Origin of the sequence: Falsochrobactrum tianjinense, from assembly GCF_019100495.1 — a bacterium.
In the GTDB taxonomy this organism is placed as follows: domain Bacteria; phylum Pseudomonadota; class Alphaproteobacteria; order Rhizobiales; family Rhizobiaceae; genus Brucella; species Brucella tianjinense.
In genome coordinates this window covers 1-25639 of the sequence record NZ_JAHRVA010000004.1, presented here as the reverse complement: position 1 = coordinate 25639, position 25639 = coordinate 1, and the positions used below count along the sequence as shown (strand labels likewise).

The following is a 25639-nucleotide window of genomic DNA, read 5'->3' as shown; positions in this document are numbered from 1 at the left end:
ATCAATCCTTGCTGACGGGGGCGAGGAAGTTCGAATCGAAAGTCGGTCCGAGCTTGAAGTCCTTCACATTACCGCGCACGCCGGCGACTTCCGTCTGCTGGAAAATCATGACGAAGGGGCTTTGATCGAGTGCTTCCTGCTGTAGCTTCCGATAGATTTCAGCGCGCTTTTCATTGTCACGCTCCAGAAGGGCGGCTTGAGTCTGTTTGGTCAGCTCCGGAATATCCCAGGCGTTGCGCCAGGCAAGCGTCTTGTTGGCGGCATCGTCGCCATTGTCGGGATTGCTGGTGAATGCTTCCGCATTGGAATTGGGGTCCCAATAATCCATGCCCCACTGGCCGATATAAAGATCGTGATTGCGTGCGCGATATTTGGTCAGCGTCTGCTTGCCGTCGCCGGGAATGATCTCGATCTTGATGCCTGCCTGAGCAGCGTTTTGCTGGAAGGATTCGGCAATGCCAGTGACGGGCTGAGTATTGCGCACGTCGAAAGTAATGGAAAGACCATCCTTGAGGCCTGCCTTTTCAAGCAGTTCCTTGGCTTTTTCGATGTCCATCTTGTATGGATTGGAGTCTAGTGCGCCCAGAACGCCCTTGGGCTGATGGGTTTGGCGGATTTCGCCAATGCCTTTGATCAGCGTCGCGCCAATAGCGTCATAATCGATCAGATACTTGAACGCTTCGCGGACTTCCGGTTTGGCAAGGTTTTCATTCTTCTGATTGAGGCTGATGTAATAGACGGTACCCTTCGGAGCACTGACGGTGGTCAGGTCGGAATTCTTCTGAACCGCTTCATAATCGCCAGGTTCCAGGTTACGCGCCACGTCAACATCACCGGATTCGAGCATCAGGCGCTGTGTGGCGCTTTCCTTGACGTGACGGTAGAAAACACGAGCCAGCTTGGCCTTTTCGCCATAATAGTTGTCGTTGCGCTCCATGACGACGACTTCATTGGCGCGCCAGTCGCGAATCTTGAACGGGCCCGAACCGGCATAACCGGTCTTGAGCCAAGCATTGCCGTAATCGGTGTCATATTTATAGTCGTCGGTTGCCGTAACTTTTTGCGCGTGTTCTTCGAGAAGCTTCTTGTCGACGATCGCGCCCACCGTTGCGGTGAGGCAGTTGAGCACGAAGCTTGGCGCATAGGGCTTGTCGACGGTGAGAACGAAAGTGCTTTCGTCGGCGGCCTTTGCTTTTTCAGTGACGTTCTCGCCGGTCAGGCCGAACTGGGTGAGAATGAAGGCCGGGCTTTTGTCGAGGCGTACGACGCGCTCGAAGGAATAGGCCACATCTGCAGCGGTGATCGGGTTGCCGGAAGCAAATTTGGCGTCCTGCCTGAGCTTGAACGTATAGGTAAGGCCGTCATCGGATATGGTCCAGCTTTCGGCGATGCCTGGCACGACGTTTGACGTATCGCTGGGATCGAGGCGCACCAGCATGTCATAGGCGTTGCCGAGGATTTCCGCGGGACTGATTTCGAAGGACTCAGCCGGATCGAGCGTGATGATGTCATCGATGGCCCATGCTTCGACCAGCGTGTCGGCGGGCGTTGCCGTCCAGGCCGGACTTGCGGCCAGAAGGGCTGACACTGCTGCGCCCGCAGCGAGAATGCGAAAACGTCCAAAATGCATCATCTTGAGTTCCCTTTCGTGTTTTATGTAAGTTGTAGACCAGTCAGACTGCTTCGTGCCAGGCTTCTTTGAGAACTCTTATCCAGTTCTGTCTGCAAAGTTTGGCAAGCTCGTTTTCACCATATCCGGCTTTTTGCAAAGCGGCGACAAGGTTCTGCGTTCCGGCAGCATCACTTATCTCTGAAGGTATGGTCGCGCCGTCATAATCCGACCCGAGCGCCACGCAGTCTATGCCCATGCGTTCAACCATATAGTCGATGTGACGCACCATGTCGGAAAGCGGCGTAGCCGCATTTTCTTGCCCGTCAGATCGCAGCATGGTGGTTGCAAAATTGAGACCTGCAACGCCTTTGCGTTCGCGGATCGCATCAAGCTGGCGATCAGTCAGGTTACGGGCGACTGGTGTGAGGGTATAAACGTTGGAGTGGCTCGCGATCAGCGGCTGATCGCTGAGTTCCGCCACATCCCAGAAACCTTTTTCGGTAATATGGGCTAGATCAATGAGGATGCCTTTGCGATTGCATTCTCTTACGAGGCGTTTGCCTGCATCTGTCAATCCGGCGCCGGTATCAGGAGACATGGGATAGGCAAAAGGCACGCCATGACCGAATATGTTGTTGCGGCTCCAGACTGGCCCCAGTGAACGCAGGCCCGCAGCATAAAAGACGTCGAGCGCTGCCAGGTCTGCATCAAGGGCCTCACAGCCTTCCATATGGAGGACGGCAGCGAATTTATCAGTTGCAAGTGTTTCGTCGAGGTCCTTGCCGCTGCGGCAGATTTTCCAGCCTCCGGCCTCTTCCAGGCACAGGGCGATGGAAGCAATCTCCAGCGCGATCTCGAGAGAGGGGCTGCGTTCGAGCGGCGGGGCCAGCGGCGTTTCATAGGCGCCGTCAGCATTCGTTCTAGCCAGTTCAATATGGTGGCTTGAAGGAATGTAAATGGCGCAAATGCCACCTGCCATTCCGCCTGCTTTGGCGCGGGGCAGGTCAAGATGGCCAGCCTTGGTGCCGTCGATGAATTCCTTGACAGGGTTCCCGCCGTTTCGGCGGTTTTCCCATAGGCGCAGGAGGACATCATTATGTCCGTCGAAAACACGTTGCATTTATCATTCCTAGCTGAACGGCCGGATAGCGGATGAAGAAAGCCCCATTTAAATCGATGTTATTAAGATGTTGGGGCATGGAAGTGTCAAGCTCGTACGAGTGGCGGGCATCCGGTTTCGGATTGACAAAAGGTCTAATAGAAAAGGCTGCGCGGGTAAGCGCAGCCTTTGTTGCAAAGAGCGGATCGGTTCATGCGCAATCGGCATGACCTGCGTGGTAACTGGAATCAGAAACGATAGTTCAGGCCGGCCTTGATAGAGTGATTCTTCAGGTCGTTACGCTGGCTCACACCATTCACCTTCGATTTCACATTGTTGAAACGCTGGAAGTCATATTCAGCCTTTAGGGAAAGCGGGCCGGAAATGGCTTGCTCCACGCCTGCGCCAATCAATACACCACCTTCCCAGCCAGGTGCGGAAGTGGTTGCGTCCTTGGCCTTGAAGCGCGTTACGCCATAACCGGCAGTGCCATAAACCAGCGTTTTGTCGAAAGCATAGCCGACCTTGGCTTTTGCATTACCGTTCCAGGATTGCTGGAGGCTGCCGCCATTGCCGATGCGATGTTCGGCTTCGGCAAAATTGCCCTCCAGTTCACCACCGAAAACGATATTGCCGCTCTGCATGTTCTTGCCTACGACTGCGCCGCCGAGCAGGCCGGTGCGATTTGTGAACGGGCTGGGAACTCTGGACGAGGAAGCGCCGATCTGCGCGCCGACATAATTGCCGGACCAGTCATGCGGCCCTGCGGCGACGGGGTCATTGTAGCTGTAATCCGTATCGCCGAATGCATCGGCTGCGAAAGACGGGCTTGCAAAGGCGATAATTGCGGCACCGAGCGCCGCAGCAACGTTGGAACGCTTAAACATTTATTACTCCGGTTTTCCCGCCCGAAACGCTGGCGGAAAGTATGCTTGCATGGCTGAAGGGCTGATGCCGCCATCTTCAAACTATGGCTCTGGTCGCTTGCGATTGTGTCCAAATTTAAGAAAAACGGCGAACGCGCAAGGGTTTGCGCATCGTTTTGCCGATTATACTTAACGAGAAGTAACGCTGCAACGCAGGCGGTGAGACGAAATCAGATAAGCTTCAGCCCACGCATGCTCACATGGCCATGCTTGCCGACGATAATGTGATCATGCACTGTGATATTGAGCGCCTTGGCCGCCTCAATCAGGAGTTTGGTCATGTCTATATCCGCGCGCGAGGGGGTCGGGTCCCCGGAAGGATGATTGTGGACCAATATGATGGCGGTGGCGGAGAGTTCCAGCGCGCGCTTTACCACTTCGCGCGGATAGACGGGCGTATGATCGACGGTTCCCTGCTGCTGTACTTCGTCGGTTATCAGGCGGTTTTTCTTGTCGAGAAACAGAATGCGGAATTGTTCGCGCGGCTCAAAGGCCATGGCGGCGGTGCAATATTCGACGACTTTGCTCCATGAGCCCAGCACCTCACGTTCCATGACCGTGCTTCGTGCCGAGCGCTTGGCTACGGCTTCAATGATTTTCAGATCAAGGGCTATGGAAGGGCCGACGCCCGGTGTTTCCGCAATCAGTTGTTCGGAGGCTCCCAGAACTTCTGCGAGCGAACCGAAGCGGCTCAGCAGGGCTTTGGCGCGCGGTTTTGTATCTGCGCGCGGGATGACCCGGAAAAGCAGAAGTTCAAGCAGTTCATAGTCGGCCAATGTGTCGGGCGCCGCCTTGAAGCGCTGGCGCAGCCGCTCACGGTGGCCCATATGGTGCGGCTTTTCCAGAGGGGCCGCCATCTGGATTCCATCATTAAAGCCGGGGAAGTCAGGGTTTCCCGACTTTTTCCTGTCTTGTGCCATTCTGTTCTAACCCCCACCGAAACAGACAGACAATCTTATTCCATTCTTATCGCATGGTGGGCGGGCCGAAGACATTCTCTGGTGAAAGGGTAAAGATTTCACAACCATTGCTGGTGACGCCAACTGTATGCTCATATTGTGCGGTCAGCGAGCGGTCGCGTGTTACCGCAGTCCAGCCATCCGACAGAACCTTGACGCCGGGCTTGCCGAGATTGATCATCGGTTCGATCGTAAAGATCATGCCTTCCTTGATCTCCACGCCGTCATTGGGCGTGCCATAGTGCAGGATATTGGGCGCGTCGTGAAAAAGCTGGCCGACGCCATGGCCGCAGAAATCGCGCACCACCGAGCAGCGTTCATCCTCGGCATAGGACTGGATTACAGCGCCGATCGCTCCAGTCTTCACGCCCGGCTTGACGACAGAAATGCCGCGCAAAAGGCTTTCATAGGTCACTTCCAGCAGGCGTTCAGCGGAACGCTTGATTTCGCCCACTGCATACATGCGGCTTGAATCGCCGTGCCAGCCATCCAGCAGGTATGTCACGTCGATATTGACGATCTCGCCCTCGCGCAGCGGCTTGTCATTGGGAATGCCATGGCAGACGACATGATTGATCGAGGTGCAGGTAGACTTCGTATAGCCGCGATAGTTCAGCGTCGCGGGAAACGCGCCGTTATCCATGCCGAACTCAAAGACGAAACGGTCAATTTCATTGGTCGTAACGCCGGGCTTTACGACATCGTTCAGCGCGTCGAGACAGCGCGCGGTGATATTGCAAACCTTGCGCATGGCCTCAAAAGCTTCCGGCCCATAAAGCCTGATCTGGCCCGTATATTTCAGGGGCGCGCTTGTCGCTTCAATATAAGTCACCATTTCTCGACCTGTCTTTCTATTCTATCGGCACCACCTGCGTGGCATGAATGCCTTTATCTGTTATTTGGCACCGAACTGCCCAAGCCTCAACCCCGGATGCGAGGGCGCGCTCAAAAGCACGCGCATAAGTGGGGTCAAGATCGCCTGAAATGCTGAATCTGTCGCAATCACTACGCTGAATAATAAACAGCATCACGCCCCGATGACCAGCGGCAACGACATCAACTAGTTCATCGAGGTGTTTGGCCCCGCGTGCGGTGACAGTGTCGGGAAATTCGGCAAGCTTTAGCGTACGGGTGAAGTGCACATTCTTCACTTCCACATAAACGCGCGGGTCTTCGCCGTCATCAAGCAGAATGTCTATACGCGAATTGCGTCCGTATTTTTGCTCGCGTTTGAGGCTGCGATAATTGCTCAATCCCGGGAGGAGGCCGGAAAGGATTGCTTCCTCGGCGATTCGATTGGGCAGGCCAGTGTTAACGCCGACAAGCGTATTGTCAGCCTCTACGATCTGGAGCGTGTGGGCATATTTGCGATGCGGGGCATCAGAGACACTTAGCCAGACGCGGGAGCCGGGCGTTGTCAGCCCCAGCATGGAGCCGGTATTGGGAACCGAAGCCGTGATAGGCTGGCCGTCATCAAGGGTGACGTCGGCCAGAAACCTCTTGTAGCGACGCTCAAGGCGACCGGTAACGAGGGGTGAGGGAAAAAGCATGGAAAGAAACCCCTATTTAGATTCGGAAAAGGGTTGTCGCAAGCCTCGGCTGTCGTTCCTATTGCCTGACCCAGTTGAAGATGAGTTCCTCGCGGAAGGCAAAGCGCACGATATGGCTTGCAACGACACCTTCCATCTGGGGCAGGGCATCGTCGGGAGCGTCAACTTCAACGACAAGTTGCTCCGGCTCGACTTTGAGAATCACGATGCGATTTTCGCCCAGATCGATGTGTCCGTGCTCCGGCGTAAATTCCGTGGTAAATTTATGCGCCCAGTGTTTGCAGAGTTGCTGCAAGTAGCGGCTGGCATGGGCGGTGGGAACGATTGCAGTGCTTTGAGGCATGAGGTGAATCCCGTTTCACTATATGGCACAAAGGTGCCTACAGTACCGGACAGGCGATGTCATCTATTGCTGGATCAATTCTAAGCGAGAAGCACGCTGGCAAATGGTACGCCCAAGGGGAATCGAACCCCTGTTTCCGCCGTGAAAGGGCGGCGTCCTAACCGCTAGACGATGGGCGCCCGTTGCTGGTGCGAGTGGGCTTATATGCAGGAAAATTCCTATGCGCAAGTGCTTTTGTGCAAATTTCAATAAGAAAAACAATGTGAAGGACCGAAAGATCATCCACGCCGTATTTAGTTTTTAAGGAGAGGTCAGCAAGTGGTACGCCCAAGGGGAATCGAACCCCTGTTTCCGCCGTGAAAGGGCGGCGTCCTAACCGCTAGACGATGGGCGCCCGTTGCTGGTGTGTGTGGGCTTATATGCAGGAAGCCCCTGACTCGCAAGCCCTTAATACAAGTTTTCCGGAAAAATATTGCTTCAGGGGCATATTAATGACGGAGCTGCTGTGGGTGATTTGTCTATCTTATTGAAATAAAAGAAAACTCTTGCGTAGTCATTTCCGGCAGCGCCAGTTCCAGTCGCGTTCGGGGCCAACATCCACATGGACCGACTTTGTGTGGCAATAAGTGCCAACGCCACCACGGCCCGGCATGGAGCGGGCATACCGGGCAAGTTCCCGTTTGGAAACACCATCGATCTGGATATCGGCCGCCGCGCAAATCATATGTAGCGACCTGCGTGCGCCATTGACCTTGCGATTATAAGAGGGGCTGCGGTAGCCAGACGTCACCATGACAGGGCGGCGGAAATGCCGCTCCATCGTTTTCAGCATCGTGACGAGTTGCGGCTTGAGGCATGCCACGTCAACCGTTTCGCGCTGTACTTTCAGGCCGTTTGGTGCAAGGCGCGCAAGCCCGGGTGCCGATGCAAGCTGTATGCCTGAGTAATAGTCATATTCATTGGCATCGATATCACTGTCGTCATAGATGCTCTTGCGATGCTTGATCTCAATGCCGCCATTGGGGCGGACGCCGGGGAGAGAGTAATCATAGTCTTTTGCGGACGAGGAAGCCGGCTTTACGACAGCTCGTTCTTTGTTATCCGATTTGCCGGAGCTGCTTGCCACTTCATCGTTGAACAATCTTGCAATGCTGCCTTGGGAGGCAGCAGGTCGTTGCGGCGACACAAAAGCACTGGCATTTTTAGCGGAGCCAAAAAGAGAGGTGACTTCGGTAGGCTTTTCCTGTTCGGCTGGTTTTTCCGCCGCAGTTTGTGGCGGTTCTTCTGCCGGGGCAACGGTGGCGACAGACGCAGGTTCGTCAGTTGACGGTGTTTCAGCCGTATCGGGGGAAGGAGGGGGCAGGGTTTTGCCGGATTTACTACCAAACAGGCTAAATAGAGAGTTGGGTTTTGTCGGGGAGGCAAGGGCAGCAACCTGAGCGGGTTCTTCTTCAGAAGGTTCGCTTGCGCTGATCGCTGCTTGCTGTGGCTTTCCCGGATCGGCTGCTTCGGCGATTGTTGCCTGCTTTGGCGTTTCGGATCGCGTCTCCACTTTCTCTGCTTCAGTGTCGGTTTCTGCCGCTGTTTTGGCGGTTGCGCTCTGGTCCGCTGCGCTTTGAAGCGCTTCTGCAACCATTGAGCCATCGGTGCTGGCGCTCATCTGCATCGGTATCGTACCATCGCCGGTGGAGGTGCAGGACGACAGAACGAGCGCGAGAAAGGCGACGCTGCCGGAAAGAAGCCTTCTGGTCGTCTGACGTGAAGATTCTACATATTTCAAGAGTCTGCTCCGGCTCGATTTCTCCGACCAGCCTGGCGAACCGGAGACATCCGGGCCTGCCTGATTTCGGGAGGGCGGTTCTCCCGTGTTGTCTCGCCACTTGTGCTAGACGAACTTCCTTACAAGGCCCGGTTTTTTACCGGGTAGATAAACCAATCTCGTCAATGCGCTATCGCAAATACACATAGGATATATTCAGACAGATGCATGAAGGCGCAAACCACCTATTGGTAATCAGGACCAATATTTATGCTTTTTAATTGGTAAACGCAACTATGGAAAGCATGGAGCGCCTTATTCTGGTCAAAAGGATCGCAAGATATAGTAATATAACGTTATATTACTATATGTAACTTTAGGTTATATTGAGTTAATGCATGAAGCAGACGGCAAGGGAATAGGCGCGGTCCGAAACTCGCTTATTGACAGGGAGTGTCGAGTTGGTGCTATCCCTTTTACCGTGAAATATTTGCTGTGCGCAGAGTGCGCAGGTGTTCAAGAGACGAATCGGGAAACGGAACTATGATCAAGCGCGCGCGGCAGATTGCCAATCTCATGCTGGCAGCGACAGCCGCAGCTTTCCTTGCCGGTTGTGCGGGCGGGCCGGAATTTCAGGGCGTGCCGCAGGAGGGAGCGGCGAAGACAGGTACTTATCCGACCTTTGGTCGCATGCCCAAGGCTGCGACTGTGCAGATTACGGCGGAAGAAAAAGAGCAGATCACATCGACGCTTGATTCCGACCGCACTCGTCTGGCAGCCACGCGCTCTGCGAATGCAGGCGTGACGCCTGCTCAAGCTGCCGCGCTGCGCAAGCAGGCGCAGGAAGAAACGGATGCAACGCTCCGAGAGATCGAAGCCGGACAAGAATAAGCTTTTTCTGATAAAAAAAGCCTCATTTCAAGACTGCAACAAGTCTCGACCCGATTCGATAACCGGTGTATAGCTCCTTTGCGGCGCGTATGCGCTCTTACTTTTAACCCTCCTTTGGAATAGGATCATGTCGGAAGAGTTTCATAAAGTCCGTCGTTTGCCACCCTATGTCTTTGAACAGGTCAATCGCCTGAAGGCATCGGCGCGAGCGGCGGGAGCCGACATTATCGATTTAGGCATGGGTAACCCCGATCTGCCTACGCCGCAGAACATTGTCGACAAGCTTTGCGAGGCGGTGCAGGATCCGCGCGCGCATCGTTATTCGGCATCCAAGGGCATCCCGGGCCTTCGCCGCGCTCAGGCGCAATATTATGCGCGCCGCTTCGGCGTGAAGCTCGATCCGGATACGCAGGTTGTGGCGACGCTCGGCTCCAAAGAAGGCTTCGCCAATATGGCCCAGGCGATCACTGCTCCCGGCGATGTCGTGCTTTGCCCTGATCCCACCTATCCGATCCATTCGTTTGGCTTCATCATGTCGGGCGGAGTGATCCGCTCGATTCAGGCCAAGCCGAATGACCAGTTCATTCCGGCGCTGGAACGCGCGGTCAAGCATTCGATCCCCAAGCCACTGGCGCTCATTCTCAATTTCCCATCCAATCCGACGGCCTATGTGGCGACGCTGGACTTCTACAAGGATGTGGTGGCTTTCGCGCGCAAGAATGATCTCATCATCCTTTCGGATCTGGCTTATTCGGAAATCTATTTTGATGGCAATCCGCCGCCGTCGGTGCTGGAAGTTCCCGGAGCGATGGATGTGACGGTGGAGTTTACCTCCATGTCAAAGACGTATTCTATGCCCGGCTGGCGCATGGGATTTGCGGTCGGCAACGAACGCCTGATTGCCGCGCTGACGCGGGTGAAATCCTATCTCGATTACGGTGCGTTTACGCCTATTCAGGTTGCTGCCACGGCAGCGCTCAATGGCGACGGGTCGGACATCACCTATGTGCGCAATATCTACAAACAGCGCCGCGATGTGCTGGTCGAAAGCTTTGGCCGCGCTGGCTGGGATGTACCGCCACCGGCTGCGACGATGTTTGCCTGGGTTCCGATTCCCGAACGCTTCCGGGCCATGGGTTCGCTTGAGTTCTCCAAGCTTCTGGTCGAGATGGCCGATGTCGCGGTCGCGCCGGGTATCGGCTTTGGCGAGCATGGTGATGAGTATGTCCGCATCGCGCTGGTCGAGAACGAGCACCGCATCCGCCAGGCAGCGCGCAATATCAAGCGCTTCCTGTCCACCAAGGATGAGAACCTGCACAATATCATTCCGCTTGAAGGTCGCCGTTGACGGATGGCCCTCAGCATGCAAGAGCCGCCATATGGTCGGCTCTTGCTGCTTCTTGCCCCTTTACAGCCAATAATTCAGCCAATAATTCAGAAGGTCGAAATAATGAGTGATGCATTGCGGATCGGCGTTGCCGGACTGGGCACCGTTGGTGCTTCGGTGTTGCGTATTCTATGTGACAATGCCGACATGCTCACTCGCCAATGCGGCAAGCAATTGACAATTACAGCCGTGAGCGCGCGCGACAGGACGCGTGATCGCGGTGCTGATCTTTCCGGCATGATGTGGTTCGACGATCCGGTAGAACTCGCCAAGAGTGATGAAATCGACGTTTTCGTCGAACTGATCGGTGGCGACAACGGGCCTGCCGAGGCGGCTGTCGAGGCTGCGTTGCGCACGGGCCATCATGTCGTGACGGCCAACAAGGCGCTGCTGGCCCGCCATGGTGTCAAGCTTGCAAAAATCGCCGAAGAAAAGGGCGTGCTGCTGAATTTCGAAGCGGCGGTGGCAGGCGGTATTCCGGTCATCAAGGCGATGCGTGAATCGCTTACTGGCAATACGGTTTCACGCGTCTATGGCATTCTCAACGGCACCTGCAATTATATTCTCACCCGTATGGGGGAAGAGGGCATCTCCTTCAAGGACTGCCTCAAGGACGCGCAGCGCCTTGGCTATGCGGAAGCCGATCCGACTTTCGATATCGAGGGCAACGATACAGCGCACAAGCTTGCGTTGCTGACCAGCCTTGCCTTCGGCACGCAGATCGCCGCTGACGATATTTATCTGGAAGGCATCAGCAACATTTCGCTGGCCGACATTCGTGCGGCGGACGAGTTGGGCTATCGCATCAAGCTTCTAGGCGTAGCGCAGCAGACCGAATCCGGTATCGAGCAACGCGTGCATCCGACCATGGTGCCAGTGTCATCGGTCATTGCGCAGGTGCATGGCGTAACCAACGCTGTGGCGATCGAAACCGATCTTTTAGGCGAACTTCTGCTGTCAGGCCCCGGTGCAGGCGGCAATGCGACCGCTTCCGCTGTGATCGGTGATCTGGCTGATATCGCCAAGAGCCGCCCGGGCTTCCAGCATGGACCGGTATTCGGCACGCCTGCCAAGGCGTTGCAGCCATATAAGCGTGCCAAGATGCGCAAACATGCGGGCGGCTATTTCATCCGCCTTACGGTTCATGACCGGATCGGCGCATTCGCCGCGATCGCCAAGCGCATGGCCGAAAATGACATCTCGCTTGAATCCATCGTTCAGCGTCCGCGGATGGACAGCGACGTGCAGGACGGTATCAAGACGGTGATTCTCGTCACCCATGAGACAACGGAATCCGCGGTTCGCAAGTCGCTCGAAGCGATTCTGAAAGACGATCACCTGGTGAACAAGCCGCAGATGATACGGATTGAACGGGCGGGCTGAGGCCGTTACAAACTTTGCACGATTAAAAGGCCGCGCTTGGGAGTTTTGATCTTAAATCGATTAAGTCTTTGAGCGCACACTGTTTTCAGGTTTCGCCTCTTGCGAGCGGCGGGGGAGTTTGACAAAAGGTTTGCACGATATCGCTATAATGGCTGTGTGGGTTGCTATAGTGATGGTTGAGCGGCCTTCTGCCGCATTTGATGTAATTCGAATTCGGGACTTGTTCACATGGCCAAGACTGTAGAGCAGCAACCTCAGGGGCTGGATCGTATCCTTACGCTGGAACTGGTCCGCGTGGCGGAGCGTGCAGCCGTAGCAGCGGCGAGATTGCGTGGGCGCGGCGATGAAATGGCCGCCGATCAAGCTGCTGTCGACGCAATGCGCCAGGAACTCAACCGCCTGCCGATTGCCGGTACGGTCGTCATCGGTGAAGGCGAGCGCGACGAAGCGCCGATGCTTTATATCGGTGAGGAAGTCGGCACCAAGCAGGGACCGGACGTCGATATCGCGCTCGATCCGCTGGAAGGCACCACCATCTGCGCCAAGAACCTGCCCAATTCGCTGGCCGTCATTGCCATTGCAGAGAAGGGAAATCTTCTCTACGCACCGGACGTTTACATGGAAAAGATCGCGGTTGGCCCCGGTTACCCCGCAGGCGTCGTCAATCTCGATGCGACGCCGACCGACAACATCATGTCGGTCTCCAAGGCAAAGGGCGTGAAGCCGCACGAAATCACAGCCTGCATCATGGACCGTCCGCGCCATGCCCGCCTCATCGAGGAAGTGCGCGCAACGGGCGCTGCGATCCGCCTGATCGGGGATGGCGATGTGGCGGGTGTGATGCATACGACTGACCCGGACGAAACCGGCATCGATATTTACATCGGCATTGGCGGTGCCCCGGAAGGTGTTCTGGCGGCGGCGGCTCTTCGCTGCATTGGCGGCCAGATGCAGGGTCGGCTCCAGCTCAATAGCGAGGAGAAAATCGTACGCGCAGCCAAAATGGGGATCGCGGATCCCAAAAAGATCTATACGATGGAAGAAATGGCCAAGGGCGATGTGCTGTTCGCCGCGACCGGCGTAACAGATGGCAATATGCTTTCAGGCGTCAAATTCGCCCGCGACTATATCCAGACCCATACGATCGTCATGCGTTCAAGTTCGCAGACGATCCGCGAAATCAAGGCGCGACATCAGGATCTCTCCAAATTCTGACAGGACGCTATTGTGATTGGCAAAGGCGGCATTGCAAAAATGCCGCCTTTTGTGTCTTAACAGGGATATGACAACAGAACGCCTCTTCCTCGGAATCCGCCAATCCGTAACTGGCCAGAAATGGATTGACCGACTCGGCCTGCGTGAAGCCAACACGGCACTCGCCATTGCGCAGCATCATGGCATTTCCGATCTTGTATCGCGCGTTCTTGCCGGGCGCGGCGTCACCGTGGAGGGCGCGCCGGAATTCATCGATCCGAGCCTGCGCAATCTCATGCCCGATCCCTCATCGTTGACCGATATGGAAAAAGCCGCAGGCCGTATCGCCGATGCCATAGAGCGACGTGAGACTGTCGCGATCTTTGGCGATTACGATGTGGATGGAGCCTGTTCATCGGCGCTGATGGCGCGCTTCCTCAAGCATTATGGCATTGCGCATTCGATCTATATTCCCGACCGTATTTTTGAGGGATATGGCCCCAATCCCGACGCGATGTGCGAACTGGTCGCCAAGGGCGCGTCGCTGATCGTCACCGTCGATTGCGGCACCAACAGCGCGCCATCGATCACGGCGGCAAAACAGGCGGGGGCCGATGTGGTCGTGCTCGATCATCACCAGCTTGCCGGCGATCTGCCCGAAGATGCGGCGGCGATCGTCAATCCGAATCGCGAAGACGATATTTCGCAGCAGGAACATCTCTGCGCTGCGGGTGTGGTCTTTCTGGCGTTGGTGCTGGTTGTCAAAATTCTGCGAGAGCGGGGCAGGGGGGCGGGGCCGGATTTGCTGGGCATGCTGGATCTGGTGGCGCTGGCAACGGTTTGCGATGTGGTGCCGCTTAAGGGGGTCAACCGTGCCTTTGTGGTCAAGGGGCTGCTGGTCGCCCGCAGCCAGAGCAATGCCGGGCTTGCGGCCCTTGGGCGCGTCGCGCGGATTGGCGAGCCGCTCAATGTGTTCCATCTGGGCTTCCTGATCGGCCCACGCATCAATGCGGGCGGGCGTATCGGCGATGCGGGGCTTGGCGCGCGGCTGCTCACTTTGGACGATCCGGGGCTGGCGCAGCCCATCGCCATTGAGCTTGATCGGCTTAATCAGGAACGGCAGGCCATGGAAGCCGAGATGTTGATGGAAGCAGAAGCCGAGGCAGCGCTTGAGCTATCCGGCGGCGGCGGCGCGTCCGTGATCGTGACCGCCAACGACCATTGGCATCCGGGCATTGTCGGACTTCTTGCCTCCCGTCTGAAAGAAAAAGCGCGCCGTCCGGCTTTCGCCATTGCCTTCAACGCCAATGGTATTGGCTCCGGGTCGGGGCGCTCAATCGCTGGACTTGATCTTGGCAGGTTGGTGCGCAAAGCGGTGGAAAAAGGGCTTCTGGTGAAGGGCGGTGGTCATGCCATGGCTGCGGGCATCACCATTGAGCGCAGCAAGCTTGGAGCGTTACGGGCGTTTTTCGAGGAAGAATCGGCGGCGACCGTCGCCGGCTTGCGCGAAAGGCAAAGCCTCTCCATCGATGGAGCGGTGGCAGCTTCCGGCGCGACGGTAGCCCTTTATGAAGCCTTGCAGAAGGCCGGGCCTTATGGTTCGGCGTATCCGCAGCCCGTTCTGGCGCTCCCGCATCATATATTGGCCGATGTTCGTGGTGTTGGTCGCGACCATGTACGCGTGGCACTGCGCGGTGCGGACGGCAAGCGGATCAATGCCATCGCATTCCGCGCGGCAGAGAGTGATCTAGGCCGGTTTCTTTTCAATAATATAGGCCAGAATGTACATGTGGTGGGCAATCTTTCTCTCAATCACTGGAATGGTTCGGTTACGCCGCAGATTCAGATTCTCGATGCGGCATTGCCGCTTTGAAAAATCAGGATTTATTTGCTTCATGCACTTGTGAAATGCAGGGTTTCATTCCCATATGCGTGCGGACTTTAAATTCCAATCGGGAGAAATTTATGCCGGGTTCTGCAAAACGCCTGACTAAACTGACAGCTGCACTTATATTGGGGCTTGCCGCCTCCTTTGCCGCTGTCGATTTCGCCGAGGCGCGCCGTGGCGGCGGCGGTTTTGGCAGCCGGGGCGCACGCACCTATCAGGCACCCGCGCCCACACGCACCGCGCCGAATAATGCGGCGCCGATCCAGCGTTCGATGACGCCCAATACCGGCACGAACACACAGACCAATCGCCCTGCCGCAGGTGCGCAGAATGCGGCAGCGCAACGTTCGGGCGGCATGTTCGGCAATTTCGGGCGCTCCATGCTGGGCGGCCTGCTGGTCGGTGGTCTCATTGGCATGCTGCTTGGGAACGGACTTGGCGGACTTGCAGGCATGTTCGGCCTGCTGCTTCAGGTGGCAGTCATTGCTTTGATCGCCATGTTCGTCATGCGCATGTTCGCCAATCGCCGCCAGACGGCAGCAGCCGGCGCAGGCAATGCAGGCGCCCAGGGCTTCGGCGTGGCGAAAACCGCAGCACCACAGCCAGGTTTTGGCGCTCGGGCTCCATCGGTTAATCCTTTTGAGCAAAAGCAGCCAGAAGCCCCTGAGGTAGCAGCAGCGGGGGCGGCGGAAGATGAGCCAATTGAAATCGGCCAGAGCGATCTCGACCGATTTGAAGAAATGCTGACAGAAATTCAGGGCGCTTATAGCCGCGAGGACTATGCGGCGCTGCGGGCGCTCACCACGCCGGAAGCCATGTCCTATCTGGCGGAAGAACTGGGCGAAATCGCTTCGGGCGGCATGCGCAATGAAGTGAAGGATGTAAAGCTGCTTCAGGGCGATATTTCCGAAGCCTGGCGCGAAGGCGACACTGATTACGCCACCGTCGCAATTCGCTATTCGGCAATCGACATTATGCGGGATCGCAATACGGGCGCGGTCGTGCAGGGCGATCTTGAAAATCCGGAGGAAAGCGTCGAAGTCTGGACCTATACCCGCAAGGATGGCGGCGAGTGGAAACTTGCCGCAATTCAGGGAACGGAGTGATCTAACCTCAGGAAAAGCCCGGTCGTGTGACCGGGCTTTTTTGTCTTACCAGCTTCCGATATTTTCAGCCGAAGCCCATGGCTCCTGCGGTGCAAGGCTTTCGCCCTTCTGGATCAATTCAATGGAAATACCGTCCGGCGATTTGATGAAAGCCATATGGCCGTCGCGCGGCGGGCGATTGATGGTGACGCCCTTATCCTGCAATTTCTGGCAGGTCGCGTAAATATCATCGACCATATAGGCGAGATGGCCGAAATTACGTCCGCCGGTATAGGTTTCGGCGTCCCAATTATAGGTCAGTTCCAGTTCAGGCGCGCGTTCCGCCTTGGCGCGGTCCTTGTCCGAAGGCGCGGCAAGGAAGATCAACGTAAAGCGGCCTTTCTCGTTCTCCGTGCGGCGGATTTCCTCAAGCCCAAACTTGTTCACATAAAAATCTAGCGATTCGTCGATATCGCGAATTCTGACCATTGTATGCAGATAGCGCATAATCTTCTCCTGATTCGTGGGATGGTGGATGATGGAAGTTAACCTATTCCCGCGCGTTTGGTTCAGCTTCCGGCCGGATTTATTGGCAGGCTGACAGAATAAAAAGGCAAGCGGCGAAGTTGCCGAATTGGCGATCTGCCATATGTTCCGCCACAGCCAGAATTGGACGATAAAGGCATAAAGCCTGTGGTCATCCTAGAAACTGTCAAAGATTAGGCTTGCCGCCTCCGGTTAAGGAAGTGTTATTCTTTGGGCAAGAATCAGGTCAGAATTGCAACGGGACAGTAGAGGAGGGGTGAGCGTATGGCGGAAAAATCTGTGTCGGACGACCAGTTTCGCAATCAGAACTCCTCGGAAGAGCTTGGCGAACTCAAGGAAGTTTCAGGTCACATCAAATGGTTCGATGTGGCCAAAGGATATGGCTTCATCGTTCCAGACGAGTCGGGGCTGTCGGATATTCTGCTTCACGTCACTTCGCTGCGCCGCGACGGTTTCCAGACTGCGCTGGAAGGCGCCCGTATCGTCTGCGAAGTGCGGCAGGGCGAACGCGGTATGCAATGTTTCCGAGTTCTTTCGATGGACACGTCAACGGCTGTCCATCCGGCGCAGATGCCGCCGCAGCGCACGCATGTCACCGTAACGCCGTCGAGCGGGCTGGAGCGGGTTATCGTTAAATGGTTCAATCGCACCAAGGGTTTTGGCTTTCTGACGCGCGGTGAAGGTACGGAAGATATTTTCATCCATATGGAAACCCTGCGCCGTTTCGGCATGATGGAACTGCGTCCCGGCCAGGTGGTCCTGATTCGCTTTGGTACCGGCGATAAGGGGCTGATGGCTGCGGAAATCCATCCTGACATTGGAACGGCTGTCCCTGTTTCCCATTGATTTTGAACTATCCCGGATTACAGCGAGCGTGCGGGAACTGAGGTCTTGCTGCTGTCAAGACTGATTGGTAGTCTTTGAGACTCAACCGTATTGTGCGGTCAATCTGGATAAAGCACCCATGGGCCGCATTCTTCTCGCACTCGTATTCATGTTTTTTGCCGTTGGAGCGCAGGCGCAGGAAACGAAGCCAATGCAACTGCCAGTGGACCCGCAGTTGCTGGTTTTCAATACCCAAAATGGCAAGGTTGCCTTCGGCGTCGAGATTGCGAACACGGATGCCGCGCGTGTGCGCGGTCTTATGTGGCGAACCGATTTTCCAAAAGATCGCGCGATGCTTTTCGTCTTTGGCGAGATGCGTAGAATCATGATGTGGATGCAAAACACGCCATCACCGCTCGACATGGTATTTCTTGACGATACCGGACACGTATCGTCCATTTATGAAAACGCCGTACCTTTTTCGGAAGATATTATTTCATCCGAAACGCCTGCGGCTTATGTCGTTGAACTTCTAGCCGGTACTGTTAAAAAGACCGGTATCAAGCGTGGTGACAGGGCGATCCACCGGATCATTTGCGGCGAATGCCGAAATTGAGCATACAGCTGCGAGAATTAAAGGAAATAACAGGTGAGTGCGCTCGATATCGAATATTTCGAACATGACGGCATGCGGCTTGCGTACCGTCAGGATGGGGAAGGCGACCCCATCCTGCTCATTCATGGCTTCGCTTCTTCCAGTCTAGTCAACTGGGTCTCGCCGGGCTGGTTCCGTACATTGATGGAAGCGGGCTATCGCGTGATCGCCATCGACAACCGCGGACACGGGTTTTCTACAAAAAGCCACGACGCGCAGGATTATACGCCAAGCAAAATGGCGGGAGATGCGGCTGCGTTGCTCGATCATCTGGGCATCGAAAAGGCCCATGTGATGGGCTATTCCATGGGCGCGCGCATCAGTGCATTTCTAGCCATCGAGCACCCGCAGCGCGTGCACAGCGCCGTATTTGGCGGGCTTGGCATCGGAATGGTGACGGGAGCAGGTGACTGGGAAACCATTGGCGAGGCGCTGCTGGCGGAAGATCCGCAGACCATCACGCTGCCACGCGGACAGATGTTCCGCAAATTTGCCGACCAGACCAAAAGCGACCGCATTGCGCTTGCTGCTTGTGTTGTCACTTCCAAGGAACTGGTGTCCGCAGCCGCGATTGCGCGCATCATGCAGCCCGTTCTGGTTGCGGTCGGAACCACCGACGATATAGCCGGAAACCCACAGGAACTGGCCGATATGCTGCCCAATGGGCAGGCGCTGGATATTCCGGGGCGAGATCATATGTTGGCAGTGGGCGACAAGGTTTATAAAAAAGGCGTATTGGCGTTCCTTGAAGAGAACGCTCTTTGACGTGATGCGATGCATATATCACTTGTATGTTTGCAGGGCGGCACCGATATGTGCGGGTGTCAAGGCACCGTATTTTGCGATATGGTATACGCTCAATTCGCATCGTAGATCACAGGTGAGAAACCGGAGTAATGCATGATGTCGGCTTCTACGACGGCAAAAGCGCCCTCTAAGTTGGGGCAGCTCGATCCTATATGGCATTCCATTCGTGCTGAAGCGGCAGACGCTGCCAGCAGCGATCCGATTCTGGCGTCGTTTTTATATGCTACAATTCTCAACCAGCCGACGCTGGAAGATGCGGTGATGCATCGTATCGCGGAACGTCTCGGCCATGCGGACGTGAGTGCGGATATTTTGCGGCAGACCTTCGAGAAGATGCTGGACGCGAATCCAGGATGGTCGCAGATTTTGCGCGTCGATATTCAGGCGGTATATGATCGCGATCCCGCCTATAATCGTTTCATGGACCCGGTTCTTTATCTGAAAGGCTTTCACGCCATCCAGACGCACCGGCTGGCGCACTGGCTCTATCAGGAAGGCCGTAAGGACTTTGCTTATTATCTGCAAAGCCGGTCATCATCGATGTTCCAGACCGATATCCACCCGGCGGCAAAATTTGGCAGTGGACTGTTTCTGGATCACGCTACCGGATTGGTGGTCGGCGAAACAGCCCTGATCGAAGATAATGTGTCCATCCTGCATGGGGTGACGCTTGGCGGGACGGGCAAAGCTGGCGGCGACCGCCATCCGAAAATCCGCCACGGTGTGCTGATCGGTGCGGGCGCAAAAATTCTCGGCAATATCGAGGTCGGCCATTGCTCGAAAATTGCCGCTGGTTCGGTCGTGCTCAAACCCGTTCCTCAAAACAGCACCGTTGCAGGCGTTCCAGCCAAGGTCGTGGGCGAAAGCGGCTGCGCCGAGCCTTCGCGCATTATGGATCAGACGTTGGGCGAACGGGCTTTTGACGAGCATATGCTGGGCGACGGCATCTGATTTTCTGACAATTACCGGATATGCCCGCTGTCTTTTTGCAGCGGGCGTCCTATATGCTGCATGTGGCCATGAACTATCCGTGCATGGGCTTTTCCACTTTCGGATAGGTCTTTACATCGTATAATGCCGGGTGCATTAAACCGGCTCCAAATCATTATCAGGAGAAGCCGGTTGAAACCCGAAGAACTCAAGAAACTGGATGCTTATTTCAAACGGACCTTCAACAATCCTAGCTTGCAGGTGAAGGCGCGTCCGCGCAAGAACGATTCGGCTGAACTTTATCTCGGCGATGAATTTCTGGGCCTCGTCTATAAGGACGAGGACGAGGGCGAATTGTCCTACAATTTCTCGATGGCGATCCTCGACGTCGATCTGTAATATCGAAGCTTGCACGAGCAGTTTGCCGCGCCCTCTCCGCCAACGGGGAGGGCGTTTTTATTGGTTTCGCTTTACGGGCTTTGCTACTAAACAGACTTACCACGGAGGAAAGCCATGCCCATCTACGCGTATAATGGACACAGACCGCAGTTTGCCGACCAGAACAGCAACTGGATTGCACCGGATGCAAGCCTTGTCGGCAAGGTCGTGGCGGGGGAAAATGCCAGTTTCTGGTTTGGCGCCGTGCTACGCGGCGACAATGAGTTGATCGCCATCGGCGAAGACAGCAATATTCAGGAACATTGCGTCCTGCATACGGATATAGGCTTTCCGCTTACAGTCGGAAAAGGTTGCACCATCGGTCATCGTGCCATTCTGCATGGCTGCACGATTGGTGACAATACATTAATCGGCATGGGGGCGATTGTGCTCAATGGCGCAAAGATCGGCAAGAACTGCCTGATCGGAGCAGGGGCACTGGTCACTGAAGGCAAGGAGTTTCCCGATAATTCTCTGATCGTTGGGTCGCCTGCGCGCGTGATCCGCGAGCTTGATGCGACCGCCATTGATCGGCTGAGAGATTCCGCACAACACTATGTAGAGAAGGGGCGGTCTTTCATGCGAGGATTGGAGCCTGCATAGATCAGTTGCGGATGCTGCCGACCAGCAGATCGCGATCACTTCGGATCGAAACCCATACGCCAGTGTTGGCTGTGGATTGGCGCTTGAGGTACGTATAGTCGGTTTCGTTCCAGGCCAGAACACGCTGGTCGAGATTGTCGAGAATGAAATCGCCGCGGTCGGTACGAACCGTCAATACGGCATGACCTTCGCCGTTGGACTGACGCACCACCGTGAACAGCAAGGTATGGGCCGGAATGCCAAGGGCCATCAGTTCACGGCGCTTCAACAGCATGTAGTCGTCGCAATCACCAGCGGTCGTGGGATATTCCCAATATTCCTCGCGGCCCCAAACCTCCATATCTGTGCGCGGGGCAATTTTTTCGTTGACGCTCGCGTTTACTGCAATGATTTGCTGCCAGAGCTTCATTGTGAGCGTGACCGGAGCATTTGCTAGGCTGCGGATATTGCACTCCGCTGGATGGCGTTCGCAAAATTCATAATGGCCGATAGGTTGCGAGGTGCGCTCTCCGGTCGGCATCCAAGGCGAGTTGGAAGCAGGGTTGGCAGCTTGTGCCAAAACCGTTCCCGACAGCATCAGGATTGCTGCGATGATTGCCGTAAAGCTCGTTTGCCTTGCCATTCTTCGTCTCCGTGTTGGAAACAAAATGACGGCAAGAATTTGAGGGCGGGCAAACTTGAGCGTGAAAATGCGAGTCTAATTTGACTAAAACTGCTCATAATCCGGCAATAATTTGTTCAGAATTGCCAGATTTAGTCCTTTTATTGCTGGTTTTTGACCTGTTTTATGCGTTTCGGGTCGATATTTGGGTTTGCCAATCCGTAACCTTAGTTTGCGTTTACTTTTGGGAACCTGCCGGATTCAGGCTTTTCCGCCTGCGATGACGCGCAATAGCGGCGTTTGAGGCCGAGGGTGAATACGGCTCCGGCTTGGGGTGCGGATTGGTGCATTAACGGTCATGACCGACGGACGGCTAGTTTCTTGCGTGAATGCCAGATCGGGCGCCAGTGGCTCGATCGCATTGAGACTGGCCAGTACAAGCGGATCGGCTCCAGCCCATGTGACGTCATCAAGCAGCGATATGGCGCCGAGAAGGTTCGTTTTCTGTCCCTTATGCGATTCGAGCGGAGCGAGCAGCATTTCAAATGCGAGGCTGCGCCCTGCAAGGCTGATGCCATCATGATAACTTATAGCGGGAACCAGCAGGTCATTTATTTCCAGGATCAGTTCATCCAGGGCAGAGTGGTTGCGTCCGGGCCAGAGGGAAAGAAAACGTGTGGCTTTGAGTTCGCGCCCGAAGAGAGCGCAAACGCGTGTCCCGGCGAGGCGGAAGATCAGTTCGCCGCTTTCGTCCTCTTCAAGGAAAAACAGATCTGAGAGATGCCGCCCCAATTTGCGCGGTGCGATAGATTCTCGCGAGGGTGCATGCAGGCTGCCGTCCCAGCTGAAAGCCAGTCGCTGCCATTCGCTGAAAATTGCGATCGTGCTACGGTGTTTCATCATATGCTGGTTGCCCTGAATCTGGACTTTTGCGGGCCGGCCCCGACAATCAGCACATTAAAATAGTATTAACGCAGGCGAGACCAGCTTAACGCTTCATTCATCCACCGAGCGCGTCTATTAAGGTTAACAATAAGTAATAGTTGCAAAGCTCCGATTACAGCGGTTTGATGACATGTCGGGAGAAGCCATTGGGTTAATTGAGCTTTTTTCTGATCTCCAGACTGCATCTCGCAAGTGCTTAACATTTGCGACAAGGCCGACCGGGATACTTCGGCGGCCTTTATTTTTGACAGATTGTCACTTATCAAGAATCAGTATTCTCCAGGCGCGCGGTCGGCTTGCGTCGCGTCAGTTCTCTTGCAGATGAAAGCGGCCACTCATGAGCATGCCCCAGCCTCAAATGCGCAATAATGGAAATCGACCGGCGGGCAGCGAGCCGATATTCAACATCCCCGGCGTCGTCCTTGCATTTATCGGTATTTGCGCCGCTGTTTATATTTTTCAGACCTATATAATAAGCGAGCAAGAGAATTACGGGTTCATGCTGAACTTCGCGCTCATACCGGCACGTTTCTCATTAGCAGGTGGTTTTTTCGATCCTGCGGCGCTATTCACCCTTATCAGCTATTCGTTCATGCATGGAGGAACCGCGCATATCGCCGTCAATATGATCTGGCTTGCAGCGTTCGGTTCGCCGCTTGCGGGGCGCATTGGCACAGGGCGAATGCTGGTGTTCTGGGGCTTCACCTCAATCATCGCCGGGCTGACGCATTATGCGCTTTACCCTGAAAGCGTAACACCGCTTGTCGGCGCCTCCGGGGCTATTTCCGGCATGATGGGGGCTGCGGCCCGTTATGGTTTCCGCCGTGTTGGGCATGGACGGCGCTCGGAATTTGCCGGGCCGGTTCTGCCGGTGGGGCTGACGCTGACATTGAAACCGGTGCTGACTTTCGTTGGAGTCTGGTTTCTTATCAATATCCTCACGGGGCTTTATTCGACTGGCGGGGCCGATCTCTCCGGCATTGCATGGGAAGCGCATATCGGGGGATTCGTGGCTGGTTTCTTTGGCATTTCATTGCTCGATCGGCCACGCGGTTATGATGCCGTTCTAAGGCGTTAGAATTATTCGACATCCCATTTTAGTGCGCTTGCAAAAGCCGCATTGCAGGTGCACCATCACGGAACGTAGCAGGAGGAGTTGCGTTATCCTGTAGCGGTGTTTCCGTATAGTGGATTTTCAGACCTTGGGAGGGACTTTGGCATGACTGTTAGATCCATTCTCGAATTGAAAGGCCGAGACGTCGTGGTGATTGCACCCGACGAGACGCTCGCGCACGCCATCGCCGTTTTGAACCAGCGCAAGATCGGCGCGCTTGTGGTTTGCGATGCGACCGGGCAAATCAGGGGAATCCTTTCGGAACGGGATGTCGTACGCGCTATCGCGTTAATGCAGGACAAGGCAGTTGGGCAGCCGGTGTCTGAATTCATGTCCGCCAATGTTCAGAAATGCCGCGAACATCACACGATCAACCAGGTCATGGAAGTCATGACACGCAGCCGTTTTCGGCATATGCCCGTTGAAGAAAATGGCAAACTGGTGGGAATCATCTCCATCGGCGACGTTGTGAAACGGCGCATTGAGGACGTGGAGCGCGAGGCGGAAGATATTCGCACTTACATCGCCACCGCCTGATGGTCGAGCCGGTCCGCGTGAAACACGCGGCCCGCTTTCAGACTGCGGCGCGGGCGCGCAGATAGCGCTCGGCAGCATAGAGGGAAATTGCCGCCGCATTTGATACATTGAGCGACTTGATCTCGCCTGGCATATCGAGCCGTGCCAAAGCTGTGACGGTTTCGCGGGTTTTTTGTCTCAGGCCCTTGCCTTCAGCGCCCAGAACGAGGGCGATTCGGTCCCCATTCAGCGTGGCTTCCATTTCCAACGGGCCTTCCGAATCAAGGCCGATGGTTATGAAGCCGAGTGTATGAAGCTCTTCGATGGCTTCTGCAAGGTTACGCACTTCAATATGAGGGATCAGTTCCAGAGCACCGGATGCTGCCTTGGCCAGAACGCCGCTTTCCTGCGGACTATGGCGGCTTGTCGTAATGAGGGCATCCGCGCCGAAAGCTACCGCGGAACGCATGATTGCGCCCACATTATGCGGGTCCGTTACCTGATCGAGAACCAACAAAAGTACACTTTCCTTGAGTTCCGACAGCTTTTTTGGACGCAGCGGCTCCGCTTCGATCATCACGCCCTGATGGACGGCCTCCGACCCGGTTTCCTTGTCTATGTCGCGCGGTTCAACGATTTCAACAGGGAAGGGTAGATTCTGCGCCTCGCCGATTTCTAGGCGCGCGAAGCCGTTGCGGGTTGCGCGCATGCGCAGAATCTTGCGTGCGGGATTCTCTGCCGCCGCACGCACTGTATGCAGGCCATAAAGCCGTACCGTGCCTTCCGTGATCTTATTGGCGCTAAAGACCGGGCGTTGCGGCTTACGCGCAGGCTTACCTTCAGTGTCGGCTTTTTGGTCGCGGTACTGACGACGCAGGCGCGCATAGTGAGAATCTTTTGGTGTGCGAGGGGAGTTTTCATCGTTCATGGTGCTGCTTATATCGTGTTCACCATGTAGAAGATAGCAGGTCGTGCGATTAAAAGCACGCGTGGATGGTGTTTGTTTGTTCGCGCAAAAGCGCGGATTTTTCGGGGGTGTAGCCCCATGCGCGGACGCGACTTTCGCGAGGCTGTGGAAGGACATGCATTCTTTTCGCTTTTATCCTGTTGACAGGCGGAAAGCTTATCTGCATAAGGCCCCTCGCGGATCGATGGCTGGCTCGCAAGTCAGTCGGAAGCCCGCGAAATGCCTAGTCGCTCGACTCTGCTGATAGTGTTATCCGGAGGAATGCCCGAGTGGTTAAAGGGGACGGACTGTAAATCCGTTGGCTATGCCTACGTTGGTTCAAATCCAACTTCCTCCACCACTATTGGACCGAGTCAGAGTGCGCGGGTATAGCTCAATGGTAGAGCAGCAGCCTTCCAAGCTGAATACGCGGGTTCGATTCCCGCTACCCGCTCCAGATTTATCGACGGCGGATAGGCGCGTAAGGAATCATCGACGGGCGGTTCGCCGTTCCGTTTTGGCATAAATGCCGGTCCAGAAGTCGAACGGCTTTCGGGCTGGCGCTCGAGCGGTTCTAGAACAAAGAGAACAACGGCGATGGCAAAGAGCAAATTCGAACGTAACAAGCCCCACGTTA

General features: G+C 55.5%; 26 protein-coding genes and 4 tRNA genes. 16 read left to right on the top strand and 14 right to left on the bottom strand.

Annotated features, from left to right (window positions below):
- Nucleotide 1: 1 nt before the first annotated feature.
- The 10 genes from KUG47_RS10045 to KUG47_RS10000 form a co-directional block, all read right to left on the bottom strand.
- On the bottom strand, nt 2-1633 hold the full coding sequence (locus KUG47_RS10045; RefSeq protein ID WP_217677842.1) for an ABC transporter substrate-binding protein: 1632 nt from the start codon (nt 1631-1633) through the stop codon (nt 2-4).
- A 40-nt stretch (nt 1634-1673) separates the two neighbouring features.
- The gene (locus KUG47_RS10040; protein WP_217677841.1) at nt 1674-2732 is read right to left on the bottom strand and encodes a dipeptidase; all 1059 of its coding nucleotides are present in this window, start codon (nt 2730-2732) and stop codon (nt 1674-1676) included.
- 227 nt (nt 2733-2959) lie between these two features.
- Nucleotides 2960-3598: an outer membrane protein gene (locus KUG47_RS10035; RefSeq protein ID WP_217677840.1), complete on the bottom strand. Its 639-nt coding sequence runs from the start codon at nt 3596-3598 to the stop codon at nt 2960-2962.
- A gap of 209 nt (nt 3599-3807) precedes the next feature.
- The gene (gene radC, locus KUG47_RS10030; protein WP_217677839.1) at nt 3808-4557 is read right to left on the bottom strand and encodes a RadC family protein; all 750 of its coding nucleotides are present in this window, start codon (nt 4555-4557) and stop codon (nt 3808-3810) included.
- A gap of 46 nt (nt 4558-4603) precedes the next feature.
- Nucleotides 4604-5431, bottom strand: coding sequence for a type I methionyl aminopeptidase (gene map / locus KUG47_RS10025; protein WP_217677838.1), 828 nt, complete (start codon nt 5429-5431; stop codon nt 4604-4606).
- A gap of 16 nt (nt 5432-5447) precedes the next feature.
- Nucleotides 5448-6146: a DNA/RNA nuclease SfsA gene (sfsA, locus tag KUG47_RS10020; protein ID WP_217677837.1), complete on the bottom strand. Its 699-nt coding sequence runs from the start codon at nt 6144-6146 to the stop codon at nt 5448-5450.
- Between the two features lie 58 nt (nt 6147-6204).
- A complete protein-coding gene (locus KUG47_RS10015; protein ID WP_217677836.1) occupies nt 6205-6489 on the bottom strand; it encodes a DUF2218 domain-containing protein in 285 nt (94 codons plus the stop codon).
- A gap of 104 nt (nt 6490-6593) precedes the next feature.
- A tRNA-Glu gene (locus tag KUG47_RS10010) sits at nt 6594-6668 on the bottom strand.
- 140 nt (nt 6669-6808) lie between these two features.
- Nucleotides 6809-6883 (bottom strand) — tRNA-Glu (locus KUG47_RS10005).
- Nucleotides 6884-7042: 159 nt separating this feature from the next.
- Nucleotides 7043-8269 (bottom strand): YcbK family protein, encoded by a 1227-nt coding sequence (locus KUG47_RS10000; protein WP_217677835.1) that lies wholly within the window; start codon nt 8267-8269, stop codon nt 7043-7045.
- Nucleotides 8270-8791: 522 nt separating this feature from the next.
- Here KUG47_RS10000 and KUG47_RS09995 point away from each other — a divergent pair.
- The 6 genes from KUG47_RS09995 (at nt 8792) to KUG47_RS09970 (ending at nt 16097) form a co-directional block, all read left to right on the top strand.
- Complete coding sequence (locus KUG47_RS09995; protein ID WP_217677834.1) at nt 8792-9139, top strand: hypothetical protein; 348 nt, start codon at nt 8792-8794, stop codon at nt 9137-9139.
- Between the two features lie 127 nt (nt 9140-9266).
- Nucleotides 9267-10487 (top strand): LL-diaminopimelate aminotransferase, encoded by a 1221-nt coding sequence (locus tag KUG47_RS09990; RefSeq protein WP_217677833.1) that lies wholly within the window; start codon nt 9267-9269, stop codon nt 10485-10487.
- Nucleotides 10488-10589: 102 nt separating this feature from the next.
- Nucleotides 10590-11909 (top strand): homoserine dehydrogenase, encoded by a 1320-nt coding sequence (locus KUG47_RS09985; RefSeq protein ID WP_217677832.1) that lies wholly within the window; start codon nt 10590-10592, stop codon nt 11907-11909.
- Between the two features lie 228 nt (nt 11910-12137).
- Nucleotides 12138-13124 carry a class II fructose-bisphosphatase gene (gene glpX, locus KUG47_RS09980; RefSeq protein ID WP_217677831.1) on the top strand — a complete coding sequence of 329 codons (987 nt, stop codon included), beginning with the start codon at nt 12138-12140 and terminating at the stop codon, nt 13122-13124.
- Nucleotides 13125-13191: 67 nt separating this feature from the next.
- Complete coding sequence (recJ, locus tag KUG47_RS09975; RefSeq protein WP_217677830.1) at nt 13192-14976, top strand: single-stranded-DNA-specific exonuclease RecJ; 1785 nt, start codon at nt 13192-13194, stop codon at nt 14974-14976.
- A 92-nt stretch (nt 14977-15068) separates the two neighbouring features.
- On the top strand, nt 15069-16097 hold the full coding sequence (locus KUG47_RS09970) for a Tim44 domain-containing protein (RefSeq protein WP_217677829.1): 1029 nt from the start codon (nt 15069-15071) through the stop codon (nt 16095-16097).
- A 45-nt stretch (nt 16098-16142) separates the two neighbouring features.
- Here KUG47_RS09970 and gloA read toward each other — a convergent pair whose 3' ends face one another.
- Nucleotides 16143-16583, bottom strand: a complete 441-nt coding sequence (gene gloA, locus KUG47_RS09965) for a lactoylglutathione lyase (protein ID WP_217677828.1) — start codon at nt 16581-16583, stop codon at nt 16143-16145.
- Between the two features lie 303 nt (nt 16584-16886).
- Between gloA and KUG47_RS09960 the strand changes: the two genes are divergently transcribed.
- From KUG47_RS09960 to KUG47_RS09935, 6 genes are all read left to right on the top strand, one after another.
- Nucleotides 16887-17468 (top strand): cold-shock protein, encoded by a 582-nt coding sequence (locus tag KUG47_RS09960; RefSeq protein ID WP_217677827.1) that lies wholly within the window; start codon nt 16887-16889, stop codon nt 17466-17468.
- 118 nt (nt 17469-17586) lie between these two features.
- Entirely contained in the window at nt 17587-18063 is a 477-nt protein-coding gene (locus KUG47_RS09955) for a DUF192 domain-containing protein (RefSeq protein ID WP_217677826.1), read from the top strand.
- 33 nt (nt 18064-18096) lie between these two features.
- Entirely contained in the window at nt 18097-18867 is a 771-nt protein-coding gene (locus KUG47_RS09950; protein ID WP_217677825.1) for an alpha/beta fold hydrolase, read from the top strand.
- A 138-nt stretch (nt 18868-19005) separates the two neighbouring features.
- Complete coding sequence (gene cysE, locus KUG47_RS09945) at nt 19006-19860, top strand: serine O-acetyltransferase (protein WP_217678165.1); 855 nt, start codon at nt 19006-19008, stop codon at nt 19858-19860.
- A gap of 171 nt (nt 19861-20031) precedes the next feature.
- On the top strand, nt 20032-20238 hold the full coding sequence (locus KUG47_RS09940; RefSeq protein ID WP_217677824.1) for a DUF3126 family protein: 207 nt from the start codon (nt 20032-20034) through the stop codon (nt 20236-20238).
- Nucleotides 20239-20352: 114 nt separating this feature from the next.
- Nucleotides 20353-20880 carry a gamma carbonic anhydrase family protein gene (locus tag KUG47_RS09935; protein WP_217677823.1) on the top strand — a complete coding sequence of 176 codons (528 nt, stop codon included), beginning with the start codon at nt 20353-20355 and terminating at the stop codon, nt 20878-20880.
- 1 nt (nt 20881) lies between these two features.
- On the opposite strand, the gene KUG47_RS09930 is transcribed toward KUG47_RS09935, so the two are convergent.
- Both KUG47_RS09930 and KUG47_RS09925 read right to left on the bottom strand, forming a co-directional pair.
- Entirely contained in the window at nt 20882-21502 is a 621-nt protein-coding gene (locus KUG47_RS09930; protein ID WP_217677822.1) for a transglutaminase-like cysteine peptidase, read from the bottom strand.
- Nucleotides 21503-21742: 240 nt separating this feature from the next.
- Nucleotides 21743-22381, bottom strand: coding sequence for a PAS domain-containing protein (locus KUG47_RS09925; protein WP_217678164.1), 639 nt, complete (start codon nt 22379-22381; stop codon nt 21743-21745).
- Between the two features lie 382 nt (nt 22382-22763).
- Between KUG47_RS09925 and KUG47_RS09920 the strand changes: the two genes are divergently transcribed.
- Together KUG47_RS09920 and KUG47_RS09915 are read left to right on the top strand one after the other, a co-directional pair.
- The gene (locus KUG47_RS09920; protein ID WP_217677821.1) at nt 22764-23504 is read left to right on the top strand and encodes a rhomboid family intramembrane serine protease; all 741 of its coding nucleotides are present in this window, start codon (nt 22764-22766) and stop codon (nt 23502-23504) included.
- Nucleotides 23505-23645: 141 nt separating this feature from the next.
- Nucleotides 23646-24077, top strand: a complete 432-nt coding sequence (locus KUG47_RS09915; protein WP_217677820.1) for a CBS domain-containing protein — start codon at nt 23646-23648, stop codon at nt 24075-24077.
- A gap of 37 nt (nt 24078-24114) precedes the next feature.
- Here the strand turns inward: KUG47_RS09915 and KUG47_RS09910 are convergent, their stop codons facing one another.
- Nucleotides 24115-24984 carry a TrmH family RNA methyltransferase gene (locus KUG47_RS09910; protein ID WP_217677819.1) on the bottom strand — a complete coding sequence of 290 codons (870 nt, stop codon included), beginning with the start codon at nt 24982-24984 and terminating at the stop codon, nt 24115-24117.
- Between the two features lie 294 nt (nt 24985-25278).
- Here KUG47_RS09910 and KUG47_RS09905 point away from each other — a divergent pair.
- Nucleotides 25279-25363, top strand: a tRNA-Tyr gene (locus tag KUG47_RS09905).
- Between the two features lie 22 nt (nt 25364-25385).
- Nucleotides 25386-25459 (top strand) — tRNA-Gly (locus KUG47_RS09900).
- The last annotated feature ends 180 nt before the right edge of the window (nt 25460-25639 follow it).

Bases quoted from the DNA above. Each gene is read 5' to 3' on its own strand.
- KUG47_RS09915 (WP_217677820.1), top strand. From the start codon at position 23,646: ATGACTGTTAGATCCATTCTCGAATTGAAAGGCCGAGACGTCGTGGTG.
- KUG47_RS09930 (WP_217677822.1), bottom strand. From the start codon at position 21,502: ATGGCAAGGCAAACGAGCTTTACGGCAATCATCGCAGCAATCCTGATG.
- gloA (WP_217677828.1), bottom strand. From the start codon at position 16,583: ATGCGCTATCTGCATACAATGGTCAGAATTCGCGATATCGACGAATCG.
- KUG47_RS09920 (WP_217677821.1), top strand. From the start codon at position 22,764: ATGAGCATGCCCCAGCCTCAAATGCGCAATAATGGAAATCGACCGGCG.
- KUG47_RS09935 (WP_217677823.1), top strand. From the start codon at position 20,353: ATGCCCATCTACGCGTATAATGGACACAGACCGCAGTTTGCCGACCAG.
- KUG47_RS09960 (WP_217677827.1), top strand. From the start codon at position 16,887: ATGGCGGAAAAATCTGTGTCGGACGACCAGTTTCGCAATCAGAACTCC.
- KUG47_RS09995 (WP_217677834.1), top strand. From the start codon at position 8,792: ATGATCAAGCGCGCGCGGCAGATTGCCAATCTCATGCTGGCAGCGACA.
- radC (WP_217677839.1), bottom strand. From the start codon at position 4,557: ATGGCACAAGACAGGAAAAAGTCGGGAAACCCTGACTTCCCCGGCTTT.
- recJ (WP_217677830.1), top strand. From the start codon at position 13,192: ATGACAACAGAACGCCTCTTCCTCGGAATCCGCCAATCCGTAACTGGC.
- KUG47_RS09970 (WP_217677829.1), top strand. From the start codon at position 15,069: ATGCCGGGTTCTGCAAAACGCCTGACTAAACTGACAGCTGCACTTATA.
- KUG47_RS10045 (WP_217677842.1), bottom strand. From the start codon at position 1,633: ATGATGCATTTTGGACGTTTTCGCATTCTCGCTGCGGGCGCAGCAGTG.
- KUG47_RS10015 (WP_217677836.1), bottom strand. From the start codon at position 6,489: ATGCCTCAAAGCACTGCAATCGTTCCCACCGCCCATGCCAGCCGCTAC.
- KUG47_RS09925 (WP_217678164.1), bottom strand. From the start codon at position 22,381: ATGAAACACCGTAGCACGATCGCAATTTTCAGCGAATGGCAGCGACTG.
- sfsA (WP_217677837.1), bottom strand. From the start codon at position 6,146: ATGCTTTTTCCCTCACCCCTCGTTACCGGTCGCCTTGAGCGTCGCTAC.
- KUG47_RS09985 (WP_217677832.1), top strand. From the start codon at position 10,590: ATGAGTGATGCATTGCGGATCGGCGTTGCCGGACTGGGCACCGTTGGT.
- KUG47_RS10035 (WP_217677840.1), bottom strand. From the start codon at position 3,598: ATGTTTAAGCGTTCCAACGTTGCTGCGGCGCTCGGTGCCGCAATTATC.
- KUG47_RS09910 (WP_217677819.1), bottom strand. From the start codon at position 24,984: ATGAACGATGAAAACTCCCCTCGCACACCAAAAGATTCTCACTATGCG.
- map (WP_217677838.1), bottom strand. From the start codon at position 5,431: ATGGTGACTTATATTGAAGCGACAAGCGCGCCCCTGAAATATACGGGC.
- cysE (WP_217678165.1), top strand. From the start codon at position 19,006: ATGTCGGCTTCTACGACGGCAAAAGCGCCCTCTAAGTTGGGGCAGCTC.
- KUG47_RS10040 (WP_217677841.1), bottom strand. From the start codon at position 2,732: ATGCAACGTGTTTTCGACGGACATAATGATGTCCTCCTGCGCCTATGG.
- KUG47_RS09955 (WP_217677826.1), top strand. From the start codon at position 17,587: ATGGGCCGCATTCTTCTCGCACTCGTATTCATGTTTTTTGCCGTTGGA.
- glpX (WP_217677831.1), top strand. From the start codon at position 12,138: ATGGCCAAGACTGTAGAGCAGCAACCTCAGGGGCTGGATCGTATCCTT.
- KUG47_RS09990 (WP_217677833.1), top strand. From the start codon at position 9,267: ATGTCGGAAGAGTTTCATAAAGTCCGTCGTTTGCCACCCTATGTCTTT.